The organism is Polaribacter sp. KT25b, assembly GCF_900105145.1.
GTDB lineage: Bacteria > Bacteroidota > Bacteroidia > Flavobacteriales > Flavobacteriaceae > Polaribacter.
Genome location: NZ_LT629752.1, coordinates 2,198,863 through 2,214,968 on the forward strand (window position 1 = coordinate 2,198,863; position 16,106 = coordinate 2,214,968).

17 protein-coding genes and 1 tRNA gene are annotated in these 16,106 nt (G+C 29.1%); 8 read left to right on the top strand and 10 right to left on the bottom strand.

Annotated elements, in window-relative coordinates; genetic code table 11:
• Positions 1-13 precede the first annotated feature (13 nt).
• On the top strand, positions 14-571 hold the full coding sequence (locus BLT70_RS09480; RefSeq protein ID WP_091893857.1) for a YqgE/AlgH family protein: 558 nt from the start codon (positions 14-16) through the stop codon (positions 569-571).
• Here the strand turns inward: BLT70_RS09480 and BLT70_RS09485 are convergent.
• Positions 568-1,401 carry an aminotransferase class IV gene (locus BLT70_RS09485; protein ID WP_091893859.1) on the bottom strand — a complete coding sequence of 278 codons (834 nt, stop codon included), beginning with the start codon at positions 1,399-1,401 and terminating at the stop codon, positions 568-570. The two genes, BLT70_RS09480 and BLT70_RS09485, sit on opposite strands and share 4 nt — an antisense overlap.
• 98 nt (positions 1,402-1,499) lie before the next feature.
• Positions 1,500-1,883: an START-like domain-containing protein gene (locus BLT70_RS09490; RefSeq protein WP_091893861.1), complete on the bottom strand. Its 384-nt coding sequence runs from the start codon at positions 1,881-1,883 to the stop codon at positions 1,500-1,502.
• 107 nt (positions 1,884-1,990) lie between these two features.
• Between BLT70_RS09490 and BLT70_RS09495 the strand changes: the two genes are divergently transcribed.
• The 7 genes from BLT70_RS09495 (at position 1,991) to BLT70_RS09525 (ending at position 7,043) form a co-directional block, all read left to right on the top strand.
• Positions 1,991-2,064, top strand: a tRNA-Met gene (locus BLT70_RS09495).
• Between the two features lie 14 nt (positions 2,065-2,078).
• Positions 2,079-3,479: a site-specific integrase gene (locus BLT70_RS09500; protein WP_157691867.1), complete on the top strand. Its 1,401-nt coding sequence runs from the start codon at positions 2,079-2,081 to the stop codon at positions 3,477-3,479.
• Complete coding sequence (locus BLT70_RS09505; RefSeq protein ID WP_157691868.1) at positions 3,476-4,450, top strand: hypothetical protein; 975 nt, start codon at positions 3,476-3,478, stop codon at positions 4,448-4,450. The genes BLT70_RS09500 and BLT70_RS09505 overlap by 4 nt, the downstream gene beginning before the upstream one ends.
• 208 nt (positions 4,451-4,658) lie before the next feature.
• On the top strand, positions 4,659-4,877 hold the full coding sequence (locus tag BLT70_RS09510; protein WP_091893867.1) for a hypothetical protein: 219 nt from the start codon (positions 4,659-4,661) through the stop codon (positions 4,875-4,877).
• Between the two features lie 11 nt (positions 4,878-4,888).
• On the top strand, positions 4,889-5,923 hold the full coding sequence (locus BLT70_RS09515; RefSeq protein ID WP_091893869.1) for an AAA family ATPase: 1,035 nt from the start codon (positions 4,889-4,891) through the stop codon (positions 5,921-5,923).
• A gap of 5 nt (positions 5,924-5,928) precedes the next feature.
• Positions 5,929-6,126 carry a hypothetical protein gene (locus tag BLT70_RS09520; protein ID WP_091893871.1) on the top strand — a complete coding sequence of 66 codons (198 nt, stop codon included), beginning with the start codon at positions 5,929-5,931 and terminating at the stop codon, positions 6,124-6,126.
• Positions 6,127-6,176: 50 nt separating this feature from the next.
• Complete coding sequence (locus BLT70_RS09525) at positions 6,177-7,043, top strand: DUF6371 domain-containing protein (RefSeq protein ID WP_091893873.1); 867 nt, start codon at positions 6,177-6,179, stop codon at positions 7,041-7,043.
• A gap of 694 nt (positions 7,044-7,737) precedes the next feature.
• Here BLT70_RS09525 and BLT70_RS09530 read toward each other — a convergent pair.
• From BLT70_RS09530 to BLT70_RS09570, 8 genes are all read right to left on the bottom strand, one after another.
• Entirely contained in the window at positions 7,738-8,163 is a 426-nt protein-coding gene (locus tag BLT70_RS09530; RefSeq protein WP_091893875.1) for a hypothetical protein, read from the bottom strand.
• A 6-nt stretch (positions 8,164-8,169) separates the two neighbouring features.
• Complete coding sequence (locus tag BLT70_RS09535) at positions 8,170-8,652, bottom strand: hypothetical protein (protein WP_157691869.1); 483 nt, start codon at positions 8,650-8,652, stop codon at positions 8,170-8,172.
• Between the two features lie 12 nt (positions 8,653-8,664).
• Positions 8,665-9,225 (bottom strand): hypothetical protein, encoded by a 561-nt coding sequence (locus BLT70_RS09540; protein ID WP_157691870.1) that lies wholly within the window; start codon positions 9,223-9,225, stop codon positions 8,665-8,667.
• A gap of 42 nt (positions 9,226-9,267) precedes the next feature.
• Entirely contained in the window at positions 9,268-10,590 is a 1,323-nt protein-coding gene (locus BLT70_RS09545) for a hypothetical protein (protein ID WP_091893881.1), read from the bottom strand.
• Between the two features lie 53 nt (positions 10,591-10,643).
• Positions 10,644-11,237, bottom strand: a complete 594-nt coding sequence (locus BLT70_RS09550; protein WP_091893883.1) for a hypothetical protein — start codon at positions 11,235-11,237, stop codon at positions 10,644-10,646.
• A 43-nt stretch (positions 11,238-11,280) separates the two neighbouring features.
• On the bottom strand, positions 11,281-12,027 hold the full coding sequence (locus BLT70_RS09555) for an SUMF1/EgtB/PvdO family nonheme iron enzyme (protein WP_091897589.1): 747 nt from the start codon (positions 12,025-12,027) through the stop codon (positions 11,281-11,283).
• Positions 12,028-12,031: 4 nt separating this feature from the next.
• Positions 12,032-12,574, bottom strand: a complete 543-nt coding sequence (locus BLT70_RS09560; RefSeq protein WP_091893885.1) for a hypothetical protein — start codon at positions 12,572-12,574, stop codon at positions 12,032-12,034.
• A 426-nt stretch (positions 12,575-13,000) separates the two neighbouring features.
• A complete protein-coding gene (locus BLT70_RS09570) occupies positions 13,001-16,105 on the bottom strand; it encodes a DNA polymerase III subunit alpha (RefSeq protein WP_091893888.1) in 3,105 nt (1,034 codons plus the stop codon).
• Between the last annotated feature and the right edge of the window lies 1 nt (position 16,106).

The window sequence follows — 16,106 nt, forward strand, 5'->3', positions numbered from 1 at the left end:
CATACATTTACTTATGACCCATTTAAAACCGCTAAAAGGAAGATTATTAATAGCAGAACCCTCTATTTTAAATGATAGTTCATTTAATAGAGCAATTATTTTAATTACAGAACACACCAACAAAAGTTCTGTTGGTTTTATTCTTAATAGACCTCTAGAATATACGCTAAATGATTTATTACCAGAAATAGATTGTAATTTTACAATTTATCAAGGTGGTCCAGTAGAACAAGATAATTTATATTTTATACACAAAGTACCCAATTTAATACCAGAAAGTATTGAAGTTGATAGAGGTATATTTTGGGGAGGTAATTTTGAGTCCTTAAAATTTTTACTTAATTCTGGGGGATTAGAAAAAAGTGATATTCGTTTTTTTCTTGGTTATTCTGGCTGGGAAAAAGATCAACTTATCAATGAATTAAACTTAAATTCATGGTTTATATCAGAAAATGATATTAAGAACATTTTATCCAAAGAAGAAGAATCTCTTTGGAGAAATAAAATACTTCAAAAAGGCGGTAATTACAAAATTTGGGCAAATGCACCTAGTGATATTAATTTAAACTAAGAAGAGGTTACCTCTAAAACGTTTAAACTTTTACTTATTTTGTCAGAAAAAATTGTTGTAAATTTTTTCTTTTTATAATTAGTAATTTTTTGAACACCAATAATTGCATTTGTTATAAAAACTTCATCTGCTTTTTGAATTTCGAATGGAGAAATTGTTGTTTCCTCTAAAGTAAACTCTTTATTTTTAGCAATTATATCAATTACTTTTGATCTTATTACACCTTTAATACAACCTTCTGATAAAGCAGGTGTTCTAACAACATTACCTTTTACAACAAATATATTAGCATTGGTAACCTCTACTACTCCTTTTTTTTCATTGATTAAAACACAATTATCTAATTCATTTTCTTTGGCATAAATACTTGCCAAAGTATTTACCATTCTATTGTTTGTTTTTATGGTTGATAATAAGCCAGAATAACTATAAAAGTCTTTAAAAACATCTACTGAATAAACCTCTTTAGTTACATAAGTATTAGCTTTTGCAACAATAAAATAATCTATTTTATTGGTTTTTGGGGTGTATAAACCTCCATCTTTTCTGTAAACATTTAATCTAACTCGATAAGAATTAGCACTATTTTGAGTGGCTACAGTTTTTAAAATTTCTTGTTCTAAAAATTCTAAAGTAAATTCCATAGGAATTTTCATACGCAACATTCTCATAGAAGACATTAATCTAAAATAATGATCTTCCCAAAAAACGACTCTATTATTACTAACTTTTATAGTTTCAAAAATTGCATCACCATATTTAAACCCTCTATTTTCTAAAGAAAGTTTTGCTTTTTCTTCAACTAATAATTCACTATTAAAATTAATCATCAATATATTTTTAGAGATGCAAAATTACCACATTTTAATAAAAATAAGACATAAAAAAACCCAGCAATTTGCTGAGTTTAATTTATTTTATAGAAACATTAAGCACCAATTGTATGTTTTAATTCATCAATTTGATTTTCCCAAAGTTGTTTAGACTCTTCTACTTCATCTTCATCATCTGCAAAATCTGTAACAATTAAAGAAACATCTTTAGTTAAAGCATCAACTTGAATTTTAATTTCAAAATAACTTTCGTCATCTTCACTCTCAATCCACTTAAATCTGATTCTATCATCAGACTTTTTAGTAATTAATTCTGCTTTTTCTTCTACTCCTTCCCATGTAAATGTAAACATTTTACCTCTAGAATTCACTTTATCGGCAAACCATTCTTGTAAATTAGAAGGTGATGAAATGTACTGATACAGCATGTTAGGAGATGCGTGAACAGGAATTTCTAACTCAAATTTTATTTTATTCATTATTAAAATGTTTGGTTTACAATATAGGTATTAAATCTATTTAAAAAAAATTAAAACACTTCTTGCTAATGTCTAAAAAACAATTATATTTGCAGCCTCAAACAAATGGCGAGGTAGCTCAGTTGGTTAGAGCGCAGGATTCATAACCCTGAGGTCACGGGTTCAAATCCCGTTCTCGCTACAAGCTTAATGCTAATGAAATCAACGAATTGTGTCTCACAATTCGTTTTTTTTATGCCTTCTTTTTTCTTACTTTTACAAGGAGTACACGATAGAGTACACGATTTGCCCATGAAATTGAATTATTCTGAACCAAAAATCTTTACTGGTGGAGTTGATATTAAACGTTGGTCTAAGCTTTCCGCAAAGGAAAAAAAGTCTGCATTATCTAAAAGTTGGTACGTATATTATTCATTTAGGAATCCAAAAACTGGAAGATTAAAAAGACAAACTAATATAAAAGCAGGCGTAAATCTTTACAAAGACAAAAAAAGTAGATTGTATATTTTAAATCAGTTAAAAGAAAGTTTAGAATATATTTTAGAAAAAGGTTTCAATCCTTATGAAGATAATACCTCATTAGCCGAATTTATTGAACAACTTCTTTCAACTGAAAAAAGTGAAATCAAAAATAAGCCAATACAAAAAGATACTCCATTACCTATTGAAGAAAATACTATAGAAGAAGTATCAATCCCCTATTCTATCCAAAAATCTTTTGACCTAGCTCTTAATACTAAATCAAAAGTTTTAAATGGGGTTTCTTATCAAAATTTTAAAAGTAGAATTAATCGATTTAAGAAATGGCTTGATAAAGAAGGCTATGATTTAAAAAAAGACATTTCAATTCTAAATAAGAAACTTATAATACAATATTTAAATACTGTATTACAGTCTACAAGCCCAAGAAATAGAAATAATACACGTACAGACATCAGTTCATTATTTCAAACTTTAGAAGACAATGAAATCATTGAAAATAATTTTGTTAAGAAAATAAATGTTTTAAAATCTGTACCAGAAAGGAATAAAACATATACTACAACTGAGCAGAAAGATATTTTTAAATATTTAGAAAAACATGATGCTGTATTGTATCTTTTTGTTCAATTTATATCCTATAATTTCCTTAGACCTGTTGAAGTTTGTAGACTAAAAATTGGTGATATCGACTTAATAGATAAAAAGATATATGTGAGAGCCAAAAACAAACCTGTAAAAATTAAAATCATTCCTGATATATTAATTAAACAACTACCTGATCTATCTAATTTAAATAAAAACGATTTTCTATTTACTCCCAATGAAATTGGTGGTCAATGGGATACAAAAGAGAATAATAAAAGAGATTATTTTACAAAACAGTTTAAAAAAGTAAAAGATCATTTTGAATTAGGGAAAGATTACGGATTGTATAGCTTTAGACATACTTTTATTACAAAGTTGTATAAAGAAATGGCAAAAACAGCAACTCCTTTTGAAGTAAAAAGTAAATTAAAATTAATTACAGGTCATGCAACAATGGATGCACTAGAATTGTATCTGCGTGATATTGATGCGGTGCTTCCTGAAGATTACTCAAAATTATTGAAATGATGAACTATAAATATTTTGGTATACTAACAGAAGACATGTATAACCCCTTAGATGAAGACCAAATACTAAATTTTTTTCTTGAAAAGCACCTGATAACAGCTTATAGAACTTTAGACAACAAAAAAAAAGAGGATAAATTAACTAATGAAAAAGGACAATTAGAAACAACAGTAAGAGGAATGTTAAGCGATATTAAGTATAAATACAGCGAAGAACTTTTGGATAATATTTTTATATATCTTAAAAGCTTTTTTAGTGGATTGATAGAAGTAAATATAATAATGTATACTAGAAGTTTCGATATTAAAACTTATGGATATACAAAAAAGAAAAAACGAAAAGAGGCTTTCAGAAAGTTTGACAAACTTTTTTTTGAGATTTGTAAAGAAGAACAAATTGGACTAGGAAAAAACTTAAACAATGAGACTGGAGCAGAAAAAAGATTTGTTACATTAAAAAAAGTTCAATGTAGTTTAATTGAAAAATTAAAAGGTGAAGAAATAATTTTAACCAACTATTTATATGGTAATAATGATTATTTCACAAGAGAACTAATTGACACTCATCCCTATTTACTTGAAATATTTGAATTTGAAAATAAGTTATCAATATTGATCGATTTAAATAAAAAATTTAAGTTTGAGGAAGATGATGTTTTTACACCAAAACCAAAATCAGAACTTATTTTTAAAGAACACTCTAACGAATTTCACTCATTAAAGCAAGTTGAATTTATAGAACACCAAATTATTACAAAAGAAAAAGTAAACAGAGCATTTATTGTAAGCCTTTTTGATTTTTTTAGTAATATTTTAAATATAACAACACCTTCTGGAAAAATCTTTGGAGAAATTATCAACCATTATTTCAATTTCAAATTTGGTGAAGTAAGTTTGAATGGTTCCGAAGGAAATAATCACGATCGAAGGATTCAAGAATTGAAAAAAGAATGGGAAATTTTCACAAATTAGCAGCTCTTTTTTCCCATTTCCCTTAAAATTTTAAATTTCCCACACATTTCCCACACATTCCCCCTTTTTCTTCCCTTGTAAAAATTTCTTTGTATTACGAAATTGCACCTAGTTAATTCTTGTTAATTAGGCAGTTATCTTTTGATGTAAAATCACCTTACTTTTTAACAAGTATTTATTCTAAATAAATATTTAAATAAAAAGTACCATGGAAAAAACCATCAATTTTCGAATTTCAGAGGAGTTAAAAGTAGAACTTCAATTTATTGCAGAAGAAAAAGAAATTAAAGTTTCCAGTTTAGTCAGAGAAATTATTACAGACTTCATCGAGAATTATTATGAGGATGAAGAGGAAATCAATTGTAAACCTAGAGTGCTGCATGAAGTATTTCTAGAAGTTCCTGCGGATTATAATTACAATCAATAAATCGATATTTTATGACAGAAAATAAAATCGATATAATAAGCAAGGACATAAGCATCCATCAAAAAAAACTTAAAAACAAAAGTTTTGAGTTTGGTTGTTTAATCATTAAGGAAGCAAATATTTGGGTAGAAGAAGCTAAAAACAGACCCATACCCAATATGCTTTTTAGTGAGTTATGGTATGAAAATGAGGTTTGTATTTTATTTTCGGATACTAATTTAGGTAAATCTATTTTAGCTGTTCAAATTGCAGATAGCATCAGTAAAGGAAGACCAATTCCTGGTTTTAAACTTGAAAGTTCCCCTAAAAAAGTACTCTATTTAGATTTTGAATTGTCTGATAAACAATTTGAAAATCGCTGTTCTGAAGATTATGAAAATCATTATCAATTTAATGAAAATTTTCTAAGAGCAGAATTACATACTGAATTAGAATTGCCCAAGGAATTTAAGAACATTGAAGAATACTTATGTGCAACTTTGTCAAATATTATAATTGAAACAAAAGCATCTGTTGTAATTGTAGATAATCTTACCTTTTTAAGTAGTGAAAATGAAAAAGCAAAGGATGCTTTAGTTTTAATGAAAACTCTTAAAAAAACATCTAAAACAAATAATGTTTCAATTCTTGTTTTAGCTCACACTCCTAAAAGAGATGATTCTAAACTAATTACCAAAAATGATTTAGCTGGAAGTAAAATGCTCATGAATTTTTGTGATAGCTGCTTTGCAATTGGCAGTAGTTCTCAAGAAGCTTCATTTAGATATATCAAACAAATAAAACAGCGAAATACAGAACATTTATATCATTCAGAAAATGTAATTGTTTGTAGTCTTGATAAGGAAACGAACTTTCTAGAATTTCACTTTGAAGATTTTGATTCAGAAAAAACACATCTAAAAACTTATGATTCTTCTAGTTCAGAGGAAAGAAATGAGCAAATAAGTTTTTTAGTTTCTGAGGGATTATCAAATGTTAAGATTGCGGATAGGTTAGGATTGTCTGAGGGAGCAATTAGAAAAAGAAGAAAAAAACTAAATATCTAAGATAGATGGTTGCTTCAGACATATACACAATAGCCAAAGCTCTTTCTAAAGAAGAGTTTATCAAGCTATCTAATATGTTAAGATGCGATATAAAGAAAAGTGAAATAAAACTGAAAAAGAAATATGAGTTACCAGATTTCACAAAAGAAGATGGATTACGTTATTTATTAGAAAATCATATTCGGAAAATTAAAAAAACATAATCGTACCATTCGTACCTAAAAATAAGTACGAATGGTACGAATTTAATAAAATGAACCACATATATAAGTACAGTTTAGATAGTTCTAGCAGAAAGTTTATCTGCCCTAATTGCAATAAGAAAACATTTGTAAAATTTATTAACAATGAAACTAATCAATATTTAAATCCTACTGATGGAAGATGTGATAGAGAAAGTAAATGTGGTTACTTTAAAAAACCTACATCTAATTGTATTACAAATATTGAAAATTGTATCACAGAAGTAATACAACCAACGTATCATAATACTATCGTTTTGCAAGAATTTTGTAATACAAAACAACCAAGTAACTTTATAACTTATTTATTAAGGCATTTTGAAACACAAAATGTACTACAAGCTATTAATTTGTATCACATTGACACTACAAACTATTGGCATAATGCCACAATATTTTGGCAAATAGATGCTAAAAATGTAATACATGGTGGCAAGATTATGTTATACAATTGTGATACAGGAAAAAGGGTTAAAAAACCTTTTAATCATGTTAGTTGGATGCATAAACAACTAAAATTAAACAACTTTGTATTACAACAATGTTTATTTGGTTTACACAACTTGATTAGTATTACAAAAGGTGATACAATTTGTATTGTTGAATCAGAAAAAACTGCAATTATAATGAGTATTGTAATGCCTAATTTTTTATGGTTGGCTACAGGAAGCAAAACAGGTTTTAAACAAGAGATGTTACACCCCATAAAAGACTATGCAATTATTGCTTATCCTGATAAAACAGAATATCAAAAATGGGCAGAAACCACAGAACTTTTAAATAAAAAAGGCTTTAAAATTTCTTGTAGTAATTTGTTAGAGAAAATTGATATTGAAAACGGAAGTGATTTGGTTGATTTTTATTTTGATTCGTTGTGAATTGAATTCAAATTGTATTTTTACGTGATAATTCACAAGTAATTGGTCTAAATTGACGAACATAACGGGGTATGTTTCTATAAACAACGTTAGCGCTGATTTGCAATCCTTTCATGCATAGTGTATAGACAGAGATAAGCTGCAAACAAAATACTAAAAAAAAGGATTGTGAAACTAGATTGTACTTTCATTCATCATTGGAATGGTCACGGATTACAAATCCGCGCCAACGAGTCCTTTATCATCAAATTTAAAACCAGGCTGCCTTACTTCAACTATATGATTATATAGTATTTTAAAATCTTCAAATTTTGAAGCATCCTGTATTTTAAATTTAATGTATAGCATAAATTATATCCGTTGTTTTGTGTTTAAAGGGCTTTAATTGTATCTCCCATTACCATTCCCTTAAAAAGTATGTGTTATTGCAGTCTAAAACCAAAAGAGTGATTTACATATACTTTATAATGGAATGGTCACCGATTACAAATCCGCGCCAACGAGTCCTTTATCATCAAATTTAAAACCAGGCTGCCTTACTTGAACTATATGATTATATAGTATTTTAAAATCTTCAAATTTTGAAGCATCCTGTATTTTAAATTTAATGTATAGCATAAATTATATCCGTTGTTTTGTGTTTAAAGGGCTTTAATTGTATCTCTACCATTACCATTCCCTTAAAAAGTATGTGTTATTGCAGTCTAAAACCAAAAGAGTGATTTACATATACTTTATAACCTCTGTTTTTATAATCTTTAATCATATTATCTCTTTTTTTATCTACATCATTAAATGATTTATCCCAAACCCAATGATTAGGAGTCATACAATTGTCATAATTAAATTGATAATGATTTATACATTTAGATTTCCATTTATCTGCCATTTCATTTTCTTGAAGATATTCTTGTTTCCCTTTTACTATAATTCCATCATAAGAATCGAATTTATAAGAAACAACAGGGCTAAAATAGACAACATCTAAACCTTGGCATGTGCCTCTATAATCACTTTCTATATAAGCAAAGTTGAATTTTTTAATGTGTTTTTGTGCATTTACTGTGTAAGTAGCTAAAGGGCTAGTAAAAAGAGTAAATAATAAAATAGTGTTTTTCATGATGATTTAATTTTTACAAGTTGGGAATTTTTTAAAATAAGACTGGTAGTCTACATCAAGCTTAATGGCTTTTAACGTTGTATTTGGTGTAGCGTATTGCATGGCTTCTTTTTTTACTTTTTCTTCTATTTCGGATACAGAAGTAGCTTCAAAATAAATTTTACCTACAAGTCCTTTGTTCCAAACTTTACCTGCTCTTAACAGCATTTGATAGGTTGAATTTTTCTCTAGTACTTTTTCAAAAGCTTCTTCTGTAATATTACTGCTCTCGTTGATATTTATTTTAGCACAGCTGTATTTTTCTGGCTTGTAATATGCGTAAAACACATATTTAACCCCTTGATGGCTTACAATATTAGACCCGCCATACACGATGCTTTTTTCCATGCGTTGGCTACACTCACAAGGATCATAAGGGCTTTGCGCATTTACTAAGCTTGTTATAGCAAGGGTAATGACTATAGTTAAAATTTGAATTGTATTTTTCATAGTTTCTTGTTTTTAAAATTTACTTCCAGAAGCATTTCGTTCTTCTTCTCGTTTTTTTGTGGCTAGGTATGCTAAGTGTTGGAAAGCTTTTTCTATTCTAGGTAACATTTCATCATCTTTAGTAAGCTTAATCTTTATAAAATCTTTATTGAAATCATCTCGTTTTCTCAATGGTTGCCAATCTCGTATGTAAAAAACAGAGTATGATATTTGGGAATAAGCCACCGCCTTCTCAGATGTAAATTCTAGATTCAGAGTTCTATACCACACATCTGCTCTTTTTAGTTTAGAAAGATCTATGTTAACTAGTTTTATCGATTCTTTAACGCTGCTTTCTAAATTATAAGATCCTTCACCTTCTATCGTTAAGTCTAATGAACTAAAAGACAATTGTTTTATATCCATTGAACGACTTTCTTTGTAGACGTAGAAATTTAAATAATTCTTTTTAGTACTCTCAATAAATTCAACGGTTTCCTCCCAAGTAGCATCATTAGAAGCGTCTTGTGCGTTACAAAAAAATGTGGTAGTTAAGCATAAGCTTAATAAAATGGTTTTAATAGTTGTTTTCATGTTTGTTTGTTTGTTTGTTTGTTTGTTTGTTTGTTTTTATAATTATTTATTATTTTTAGGTTTAGCTAAGTTGTAAGTAATCCCAATAAAATGGCCTATTTCAAATTTTTGGTTGGTAGGTATTTCGTTTGTTCCTAATTCAATTGGAGTGTCTAAAGATAAGGTGTTGCTTAAACGGCTTACACGCCCCATAGCAATACCTGCATTAATAATAATGCGTTCGTCTTTACCAATGGCAATACCTGGCCCTGCTAATATTTGAAATTTTTGATTTGCCGTTAACAAAATACCAAAGCTTAGCATTGGAGCTATGTTTCCATATCTTCTGTATTTTAGATTTATCATAGTACCAAATCCAAAATCATAAGCACCATTATCGTTTTCCATAATTGTTTTTTTACCTGGGTCAGTAGTACTGTCTATGGTAGAAAACTCAGCATCGAACAATGAAGTTATAAACATACCTGCACTTACGTCTATTTTTACGCCACCTGTAACCCAGAAGCGATAGTTGAAAACTTCAGGTTCAGAGTTGCTTTCTAGAGTATAGCGTTCTAAAGTTATATTTACATAATCTATATTTTTACCGTGTACATCTATAGGTAATGTGTAGCTTGTAAAATTGGCAGCAAACATTTTGTTAATAGCTGTAACTAGATCATCATTATATTTTTTTATGCTTTGCTGATAGGTAGTTATAAAGGTTTTTAAATCATCATCTTTTGTAAAAAACTCAAAAGAGATTTTTAATAACTGTTGTTGTGTAAGGTTTTTGTTGTATTTTTCTTTAAAGCTTGTCCTTTGCTCTATAAATTCATCTTGGTTTATGGTGGGTAAGTCTTTTAAACTTTGTAAATAATTGTCTACAGTACTTAGCAGTATTTTTTGGCTATTTTCTACCAGTTCAATGGCTATTTTTAGAGAATCTTTTGTTGTTAAAGCATCACTGGATGCAAATGAAAGTACTGTTTTAGCATTTGTTAATTCCTCTGCATTGTAAGAACTAATTATTGTTTTTATGTTTTTTTGTATTTCAACAAGTTTAACCACTTTGTTTTTATCATCATTTTGTTCACCAGTAGTTTCTTGTTTTTTTAGAAGCTCTTCAATATTAACAAAAGATTCATCTTTAAAAATATTTACAAACTCATGTTTTATAACATACCTATACTTAAAAGGGTTTGCATTGGTTAATTTAAAAACCAATTGTTTTTTAGTTTTAATTTTTAAACCCTTAGTATTTATAATTGCGGGCTTGCTTAAATCTAACTCATAGGTTGTTGTTCCTTGGGTATCTTTTACTTGCGCATGCAAGCCAAAAACCATTAATAACAGAGCGGTAGTAAGAATTGTTTTTTTAATCATAGTTGTTTTTTTAGTTAAAAGTTAATTGAGTTGCATGTCTTTAATTTCTTTATTTACCCCCTAACTCCACTAACAGTAGAATTTCTAGTTTTTTTAATAGTATCTTTTTTGGTGTTTTCTCGTATAAATTGCTCTACATCTTGTAATAAATCTGTTTTATCATCTAAAAAAGGTTGTGTTTCTAATAGAATTTTATGACTTATATAGCGGTCTTTAGTATATGCCGTTGCTATTCTTTTTTGCAAAAGCTCCATGGCTTTTTCTTTGCTTGAAGCTTTAAATGCTTTAATGTATTTAAACGTTTTAGATGGACAATTATCACTTTTAATGATGTATTCATACACAACTACATAATCAGATTTACTTACGTATAAATCCACTGTTTTTATGTTACTATCTTTACTAGGGTTTAACCTTTTTCTGTAAACCTCTATTATTTTATTGCGTTTTTCCGTATTTATTTTTGCGTAAATTACAAACGTTTTAAAACCTGTATCTACAGAACACCAATTGGCTAATTTGCTGTTGTTTATTAAAACGTAATAATGTGCGCTTTGTGCATAAAACTGATATTGACAAAAGCAAAGGAAAATAAAACAACAAAAGGTTTTGTTCAGCTTTAATTTTTTAAGTTTAATTGTGGTCATAATTTTTGTTTACATTTTATTGTATAGCCTTATTTTTTAGGACCTAAAAAGAAACAACCCGAAAACCATAGGGGCTGAACCTGTTATCTGGCCTTCGGTTGCTACGGTAGGCAACACGACAGTAGGAAGCCTCGTAGTTCCAACTACCACCACGAATCACCTTACCATTTGCCCGAGCTGTATTTTTTGGGTTTTTACTTGGGCTTGTGCTATAATAATCACTTTTATACCAATCTAAACACCATTCCCAGACATTCCCGCTCATATCATACAGCCCTAATTCATTGGCTTTTTTTTGCGCTACTGCATGTGCCTTATCTCCCGAGTTATCTTCATACCACCCTGCAGTTGCCATGCTACGGCCTGCAGCATATTTATAGCCCTTACTTTGGTTGCCACCCCTAGCTGCAAACTCCCATTGGGCTTCGGTGGGTAGGGTTATGTTTTTGTCTAATTTTTCACTTAACCAATCGCAGTAATTTATAGCATCATTCCAAGATACGTTTACTATTGGGTCGTTACTATTCCAACCCCAATTTGGTTCTTCGGGCATATTTACACCTGTGGCGTTGCAATAATTACGGTATTGCGCTACGGTTACTTCGGTTTTGCCTATGTAGTAATCGGTTAATGTTACCTGGTGGGTGGGTTGTTCATCGTCTCCTCCTAAACCGTGTTCATCGCCCATGGTAAAAGTGCCTCCTGTTACTTTTATAAATTCTGGTGTTTGGGCTTGCGCTGTGGCTATTATTAAAAATAGGGTTGCTATTAGTGTTATTGTTGTTTTCATGTGTTTATTTATTAAATTCATCTTTTATTATTTGATCTTTGTTTTTGCGTTGCTTTTTAATTCGTTTCGATTTTAATTTTGCGGAGTAAGCATTTTTATCAGATTTAAAATGCAAACCTCCTTCTGCTAAAAAAGAACCTTGCTTAATCATCAATCCATTATACGGGCAATCTTTATAGCCGCAATTATGTTTAGAATAAGCTCCAAAATTTCTATGTTTAATTTTCTTTTCTGATAATATTTTTTGTTGGTTGGCTATAATGTCATTCCATATTTGTTTTTCATCAGCAACCGTTAACTCAAGACCTAGAGTTGTTAGATCAAAATAAGTTTGAGGATCTTTTAATTGATAAAAGTTAAATGTTTTACCAAAAATAGAATTTGCATAATCTCTTATTTCAATTTTATCATCTAATTTAAGATTTTCATTTTCACAGATTGAACGATACATGCCTAAAGTGTTAAAGTCTGAATATTTTTTATAATGGTCTATAAATTGAAAATATTCGCTTTTATTGAGTTGATTAAATTTCTTTCCTATTTTCATTTTTTATTTTTTATTTTAAAATTTATCGCCTGAAGCATTGCGCACTTCTTCTCTTTTTTTTGTGGCTAGGTATGCTAGATGCTTAAATGCTTTTTATATACCAGTAATTATTTTGGTTAATGATTAATTATATCTTGAAAATAAAAATTATTAATTTTCATTTTCACATTTATTAAATTTTTGAAATACCACATCTATTGGGATTAAAATTCCTTTTATTTGGGTTAGAGAATTAATAACGTACTTACGTTCTTCAATAATAATTTCAGAGTCATCTTTATTACAACTATTGAATAAAGTGGCGATTGTTGAAATAAAGAAAAGATTTTTCATGATTTAATTTTAAGTTTGAAAAATATGGATATTTCAATTTTCATACAATACCTATTAGTAGGTAGTTTTTGTTATACAATTCATTTTTTTGTATTAATTTCTTGGATCCCTAAAAATCCCCATCTTTTTAGACTGAATTACATTCATACTACAAAACCCAAAACGATCTGTTATTTTGCCATAACAGGCATAAACACCCATTCCATTTATAGGATATAAATGCACCACATTTGTAAAATGCACCGCATCAAAATAATTTCCATTAATATCAATAAAAGTACTTAATCTCATGAGTTTATTTTGTGAGGTCGTATTATATCTCGTAGTAACCAACAAACCATAAATTAAAACATTCTGATTCTCAAAATCAATCATTTCTTTTGCTTTGATGCTTGGCAAAAAAGGTTCTGCAACTAATTTAAAATAATTATGAATGGTAAAACCTAACAATTCCATTTCATCATACACATTTTCTATCCAATGCGATTCTAATTTTGGAAGCTCGTATTTTGTATGCTGAATTTTAAAAAGTTGAGACTGTTTTGTTTTCTGTTTTGTGGCATTCAATTTAAAAATAGCTTGCCATAATAATTGAGTTTTTGATTTTCCTGTAAATCGAAACGCATCAATTCTGATTAAAATAGTTAGTTGTTCTATACTAATCATAACACGATCTATAAAATTCTCTAAAGAAGTATAATCTCCATGTAATTGTCTTTCCGTTAACAAACGTTGAATTGTTAAATGCTCTAAATTTTTTAAATAACCAAAGCCTAAATATATAGAAGTATCCATAACAATATTTGGATGGTTACTTTTATTGATACAAGGCAATTGGATAATAGCACCTTTCATTCTTGCCTCGTGAATATAATGTGCAGCCGAATAAAATCCACCTCCATTATTTAAAACTGCTACCATAAATTCAATAGGATAATAGCATTTTAAAAATAAACTTTGATAACTCTCAACCGCATACGAAGCAGAATGTCCTTTGGCAAAAGCATAGCCTGCAAAACTTTTAATTTGATTCCAAACTTCAAAAATTAAAGCATCCTGATGTCCTTTTTTTCTACAATTAGAAACAAACTTATCTTCAACTGCTTTAAATTCTGATAAGGATCTGTATTTTCCACTCATTCCACGTCTTAAAACATCGGCTTCACCTAAAGTTAAATCAGCAAATTTACTTGCTACTTTCATCACATCTTCTTGATACACCATCACACCATACGTTTCTGGCATAATTTCTAATAAAATAGGATTGGCTTCTTTTCTTTTTTCAGGAAAACGATGTCTTTTAATAAATTCATCTTTCATCCCAGAACCCGAAACACCTGGTCTAATAATTGAACTTGCAGCCACCAATCCTAAATAATCTTGCGTTTGTAATTTTTGCATCAAGCCACGCATTGCAGGAGATTCTACATAATAGGCACCAATAGCACCACCAGATTTTAATAAGTGATTGATCTTTTCATCCTTTTTAAAACTTTCTACATCAGTAATATCAATTGGCGGATCATTGGGTCTATTTTTTTTGATAATTTCTAAAGCTTCCTTAATTTTTGCCAAACCACGTTGACCTAAAATATCAAACTTAAAAACCCCCACATCATCTGCAATATTCATATCAAACTGAACCGTAGGATATCCTTTTGGCGGAAGATGTGTTGCCGAATAATAATGAATCGGTTTTTCTAAAATTAAAATTCCTGCGGAATGTACACTGATGTAATTGGGAAATCCTTCAATTAACTTTCCATATTTTAAAACTAATTTAGCAATACTATCTATTTCTTGCTGTTGATAAACTGTTGCTTTTTTGTTGCTTTCTTGTTGATGTGTTTTTGCAGACTTGTTGATTTTTGGTTGCAAACCTGTTGCTGTGTTGTTGCTATCTTGTTGCAACGCCTTATTTTGGGGCGTTTCAGCACCATTAAGAACTATTTTTTGTTGTTTAGACTTCTTACTTAATTTATCAATTTCTTCTTTAGGCAATCCAAACACTTTTCCTAATTCACGAATTACAGCTTTGTATTTAAATGTATTATACGTTGCTAAAAGTGCCGTGTTTTTAAAACGTGTAAAAATATAGTTGGTCACATCATCTCGATCTTTCCAAGAAAAATCAATATCAAAATCAGGAGGAGATGCTCTAAAAGGATTTATAAATCGCTCGAAATACAAATCTAATTCCACAGGATCTACATCAGTAATACCAATAATATACGCAACAATACTATTTGCGCCACTTCCTCTACCAACATGAAAATATCCTTTACTTTTTGCATAACTCACAATATCATAATTGATTAAAAAAAAGGACACAAATTTTAATTCAATAATCACCTTCAATTCTTTTTGAAGTCGGTCTTGCACTTGTTGTGTTGGGTTTTGATATCGCTTTTCAAGTTTTGTATTACAAAGTTCTATTAACTGTTTACAATCTTCTTCAAAGCTATTGTAATACAAATTTAAATTCTGATTTTCTCTTGATTTATCAAATCCAAAATGTAGTATACATTGTTGCAAAAGTGTTTTTGTGTTTTCAAGAACAAAAGGAAATTCTATAAAGTATTGTTGCAAAACTGTTGCAGCATACATCTTATCTGTTATTAAACACTGTTCTGATGTTGATAATTTACTTAATAAGGTATTATTATCAATGGCACGTAAAAGTCGATGTGCATTAAAATCACTTTTGTTGCGAATCGTAACTTGTTGTTGTATAACCAATTTGTCTTCATACTTTTTTAAATAGGAAAAACGAAGTTTATTTATCTCAGCAATAGAAATTCCAACAAATTCATTTTCTTTAAAAGAAGTTAAGTTTAATTCCAGTGCTTTTTCAAAAGGATACATAATAAAAACATCTTCTAAAAATTCGGGTTGATCAGGAATTGCTGTTTTTGATTCTAAAAAAGTAGACAAATATCGATTAATGTTTTCAAAACCTAAATTGCTTTTTGCAATCGCAACAAATTGTTGTGAATTGCCATTTCTAAAATCGACACCCACAACAGGTTTGATATTGAACTTTTTTGCTTGCTGAATAAAATTTAAACAAGCAGAAGTATTGTTGATATCTGTAAGCGCAATCGTATCAATATTATTTTCTACGGCAAGTTTTAATAATTCAACTTCAGAAAACGTTCCATAACGCAAAGAATAATAAGAATGACAGTTTAGATACATA

Excerpts from the sequence above, each read along its gene's own strand:
- BLT70_RS09550 (WP_091893883.1), bottom strand. The coding sequence starts at position 11,237 with ATGACCACAATTAAACTTAAAAAATTAAAGCTGAACAAAACCTTTTGT.
- BLT70_RS09540 (WP_157691870.1), bottom strand. The coding sequence starts at position 9,225 with ATGAAAACAACTATTAAAACCATTTTATTAAGCTTATGCTTAACTACC.
- BLT70_RS09535 (WP_157691869.1), bottom strand. The coding sequence starts at position 8,652 with ATGAAAAATACAATTCAAATTTTAACTATAGTCATTACCCTTGCTATA.
- BLT70_RS09485 (WP_091893859.1), bottom strand. The coding sequence starts at position 1,401 with ATGATTAATTTTAATAGTGAATTATTAGTTGAAGAAAAAGCAAAACTT.
- BLT70_RS09530 (WP_091893875.1), bottom strand. The coding sequence starts at position 8,163 with ATGAAAAACACTATTTTATTATTTACTCTTTTTACTAGCCCTTTAGCT.
- BLT70_RS09520 (WP_091893871.1), top strand. The coding sequence starts at position 5,929 with ATGGTTGCTTCAGACATATACACAATAGCCAAAGCTCTTTCTAAAGAA.
- BLT70_RS09555 (WP_091897589.1), bottom strand. The coding sequence starts at position 12,027 with ATGAAAACAACAATAACACTAATAGCAACCCTATTTTTAATAATAGCC.
- BLT70_RS09570 (WP_091893888.1), bottom strand. The coding sequence starts at position 16,105 with ATGTATCTAAACTGTCATTCTTATTATTCTTTGCGTTATGGAACGTTT.
- BLT70_RS09560 (WP_091893885.1), bottom strand. The coding sequence starts at position 12,574 with ATGAAAATAGGAAAGAAATTTAATCAACTCAATAAAAGCGAATATTTT.
- BLT70_RS09510 (WP_091893867.1), top strand. The coding sequence starts at position 4,659 with ATGGAAAAAACCATCAATTTTCGAATTTCAGAGGAGTTAAAAGTAGAA.
- BLT70_RS09515 (WP_091893869.1), top strand. The coding sequence starts at position 4,889 with ATGACAGAAAATAAAATCGATATAATAAGCAAGGACATAAGCATCCAT.
- BLT70_RS09505 (WP_157691868.1), top strand. The coding sequence starts at position 3,476 with ATGATGAACTATAAATATTTTGGTATACTAACAGAAGACATGTATAAC.
- BLT70_RS09525 (WP_091893873.1), top strand. The coding sequence starts at position 6,177 with ATGAACCACATATATAAGTACAGTTTAGATAGTTCTAGCAGAAAGTTT.
- BLT70_RS09500 (WP_157691867.1), top strand. The coding sequence starts at position 2,079 with ATGAAATCAACGAATTGTGTCTCACAATTCGTTTTTTTTATGCCTTCT.
- BLT70_RS09480 (WP_091893857.1), top strand. The coding sequence starts at position 14 with ATGACCCATTTAAAACCGCTAAAAGGAAGATTATTAATAGCAGAACCC.
- BLT70_RS09490 (WP_091893861.1), bottom strand. The coding sequence starts at position 1,883 with ATGAATAAAATAAAATTTGAGTTAGAAATTCCTGTTCACGCATCTCCT.
- BLT70_RS09545 (WP_091893881.1), bottom strand. The coding sequence starts at position 10,590 with ATGATTAAAAAAACAATTCTTACTACCGCTCTGTTATTAATGGTTTTT.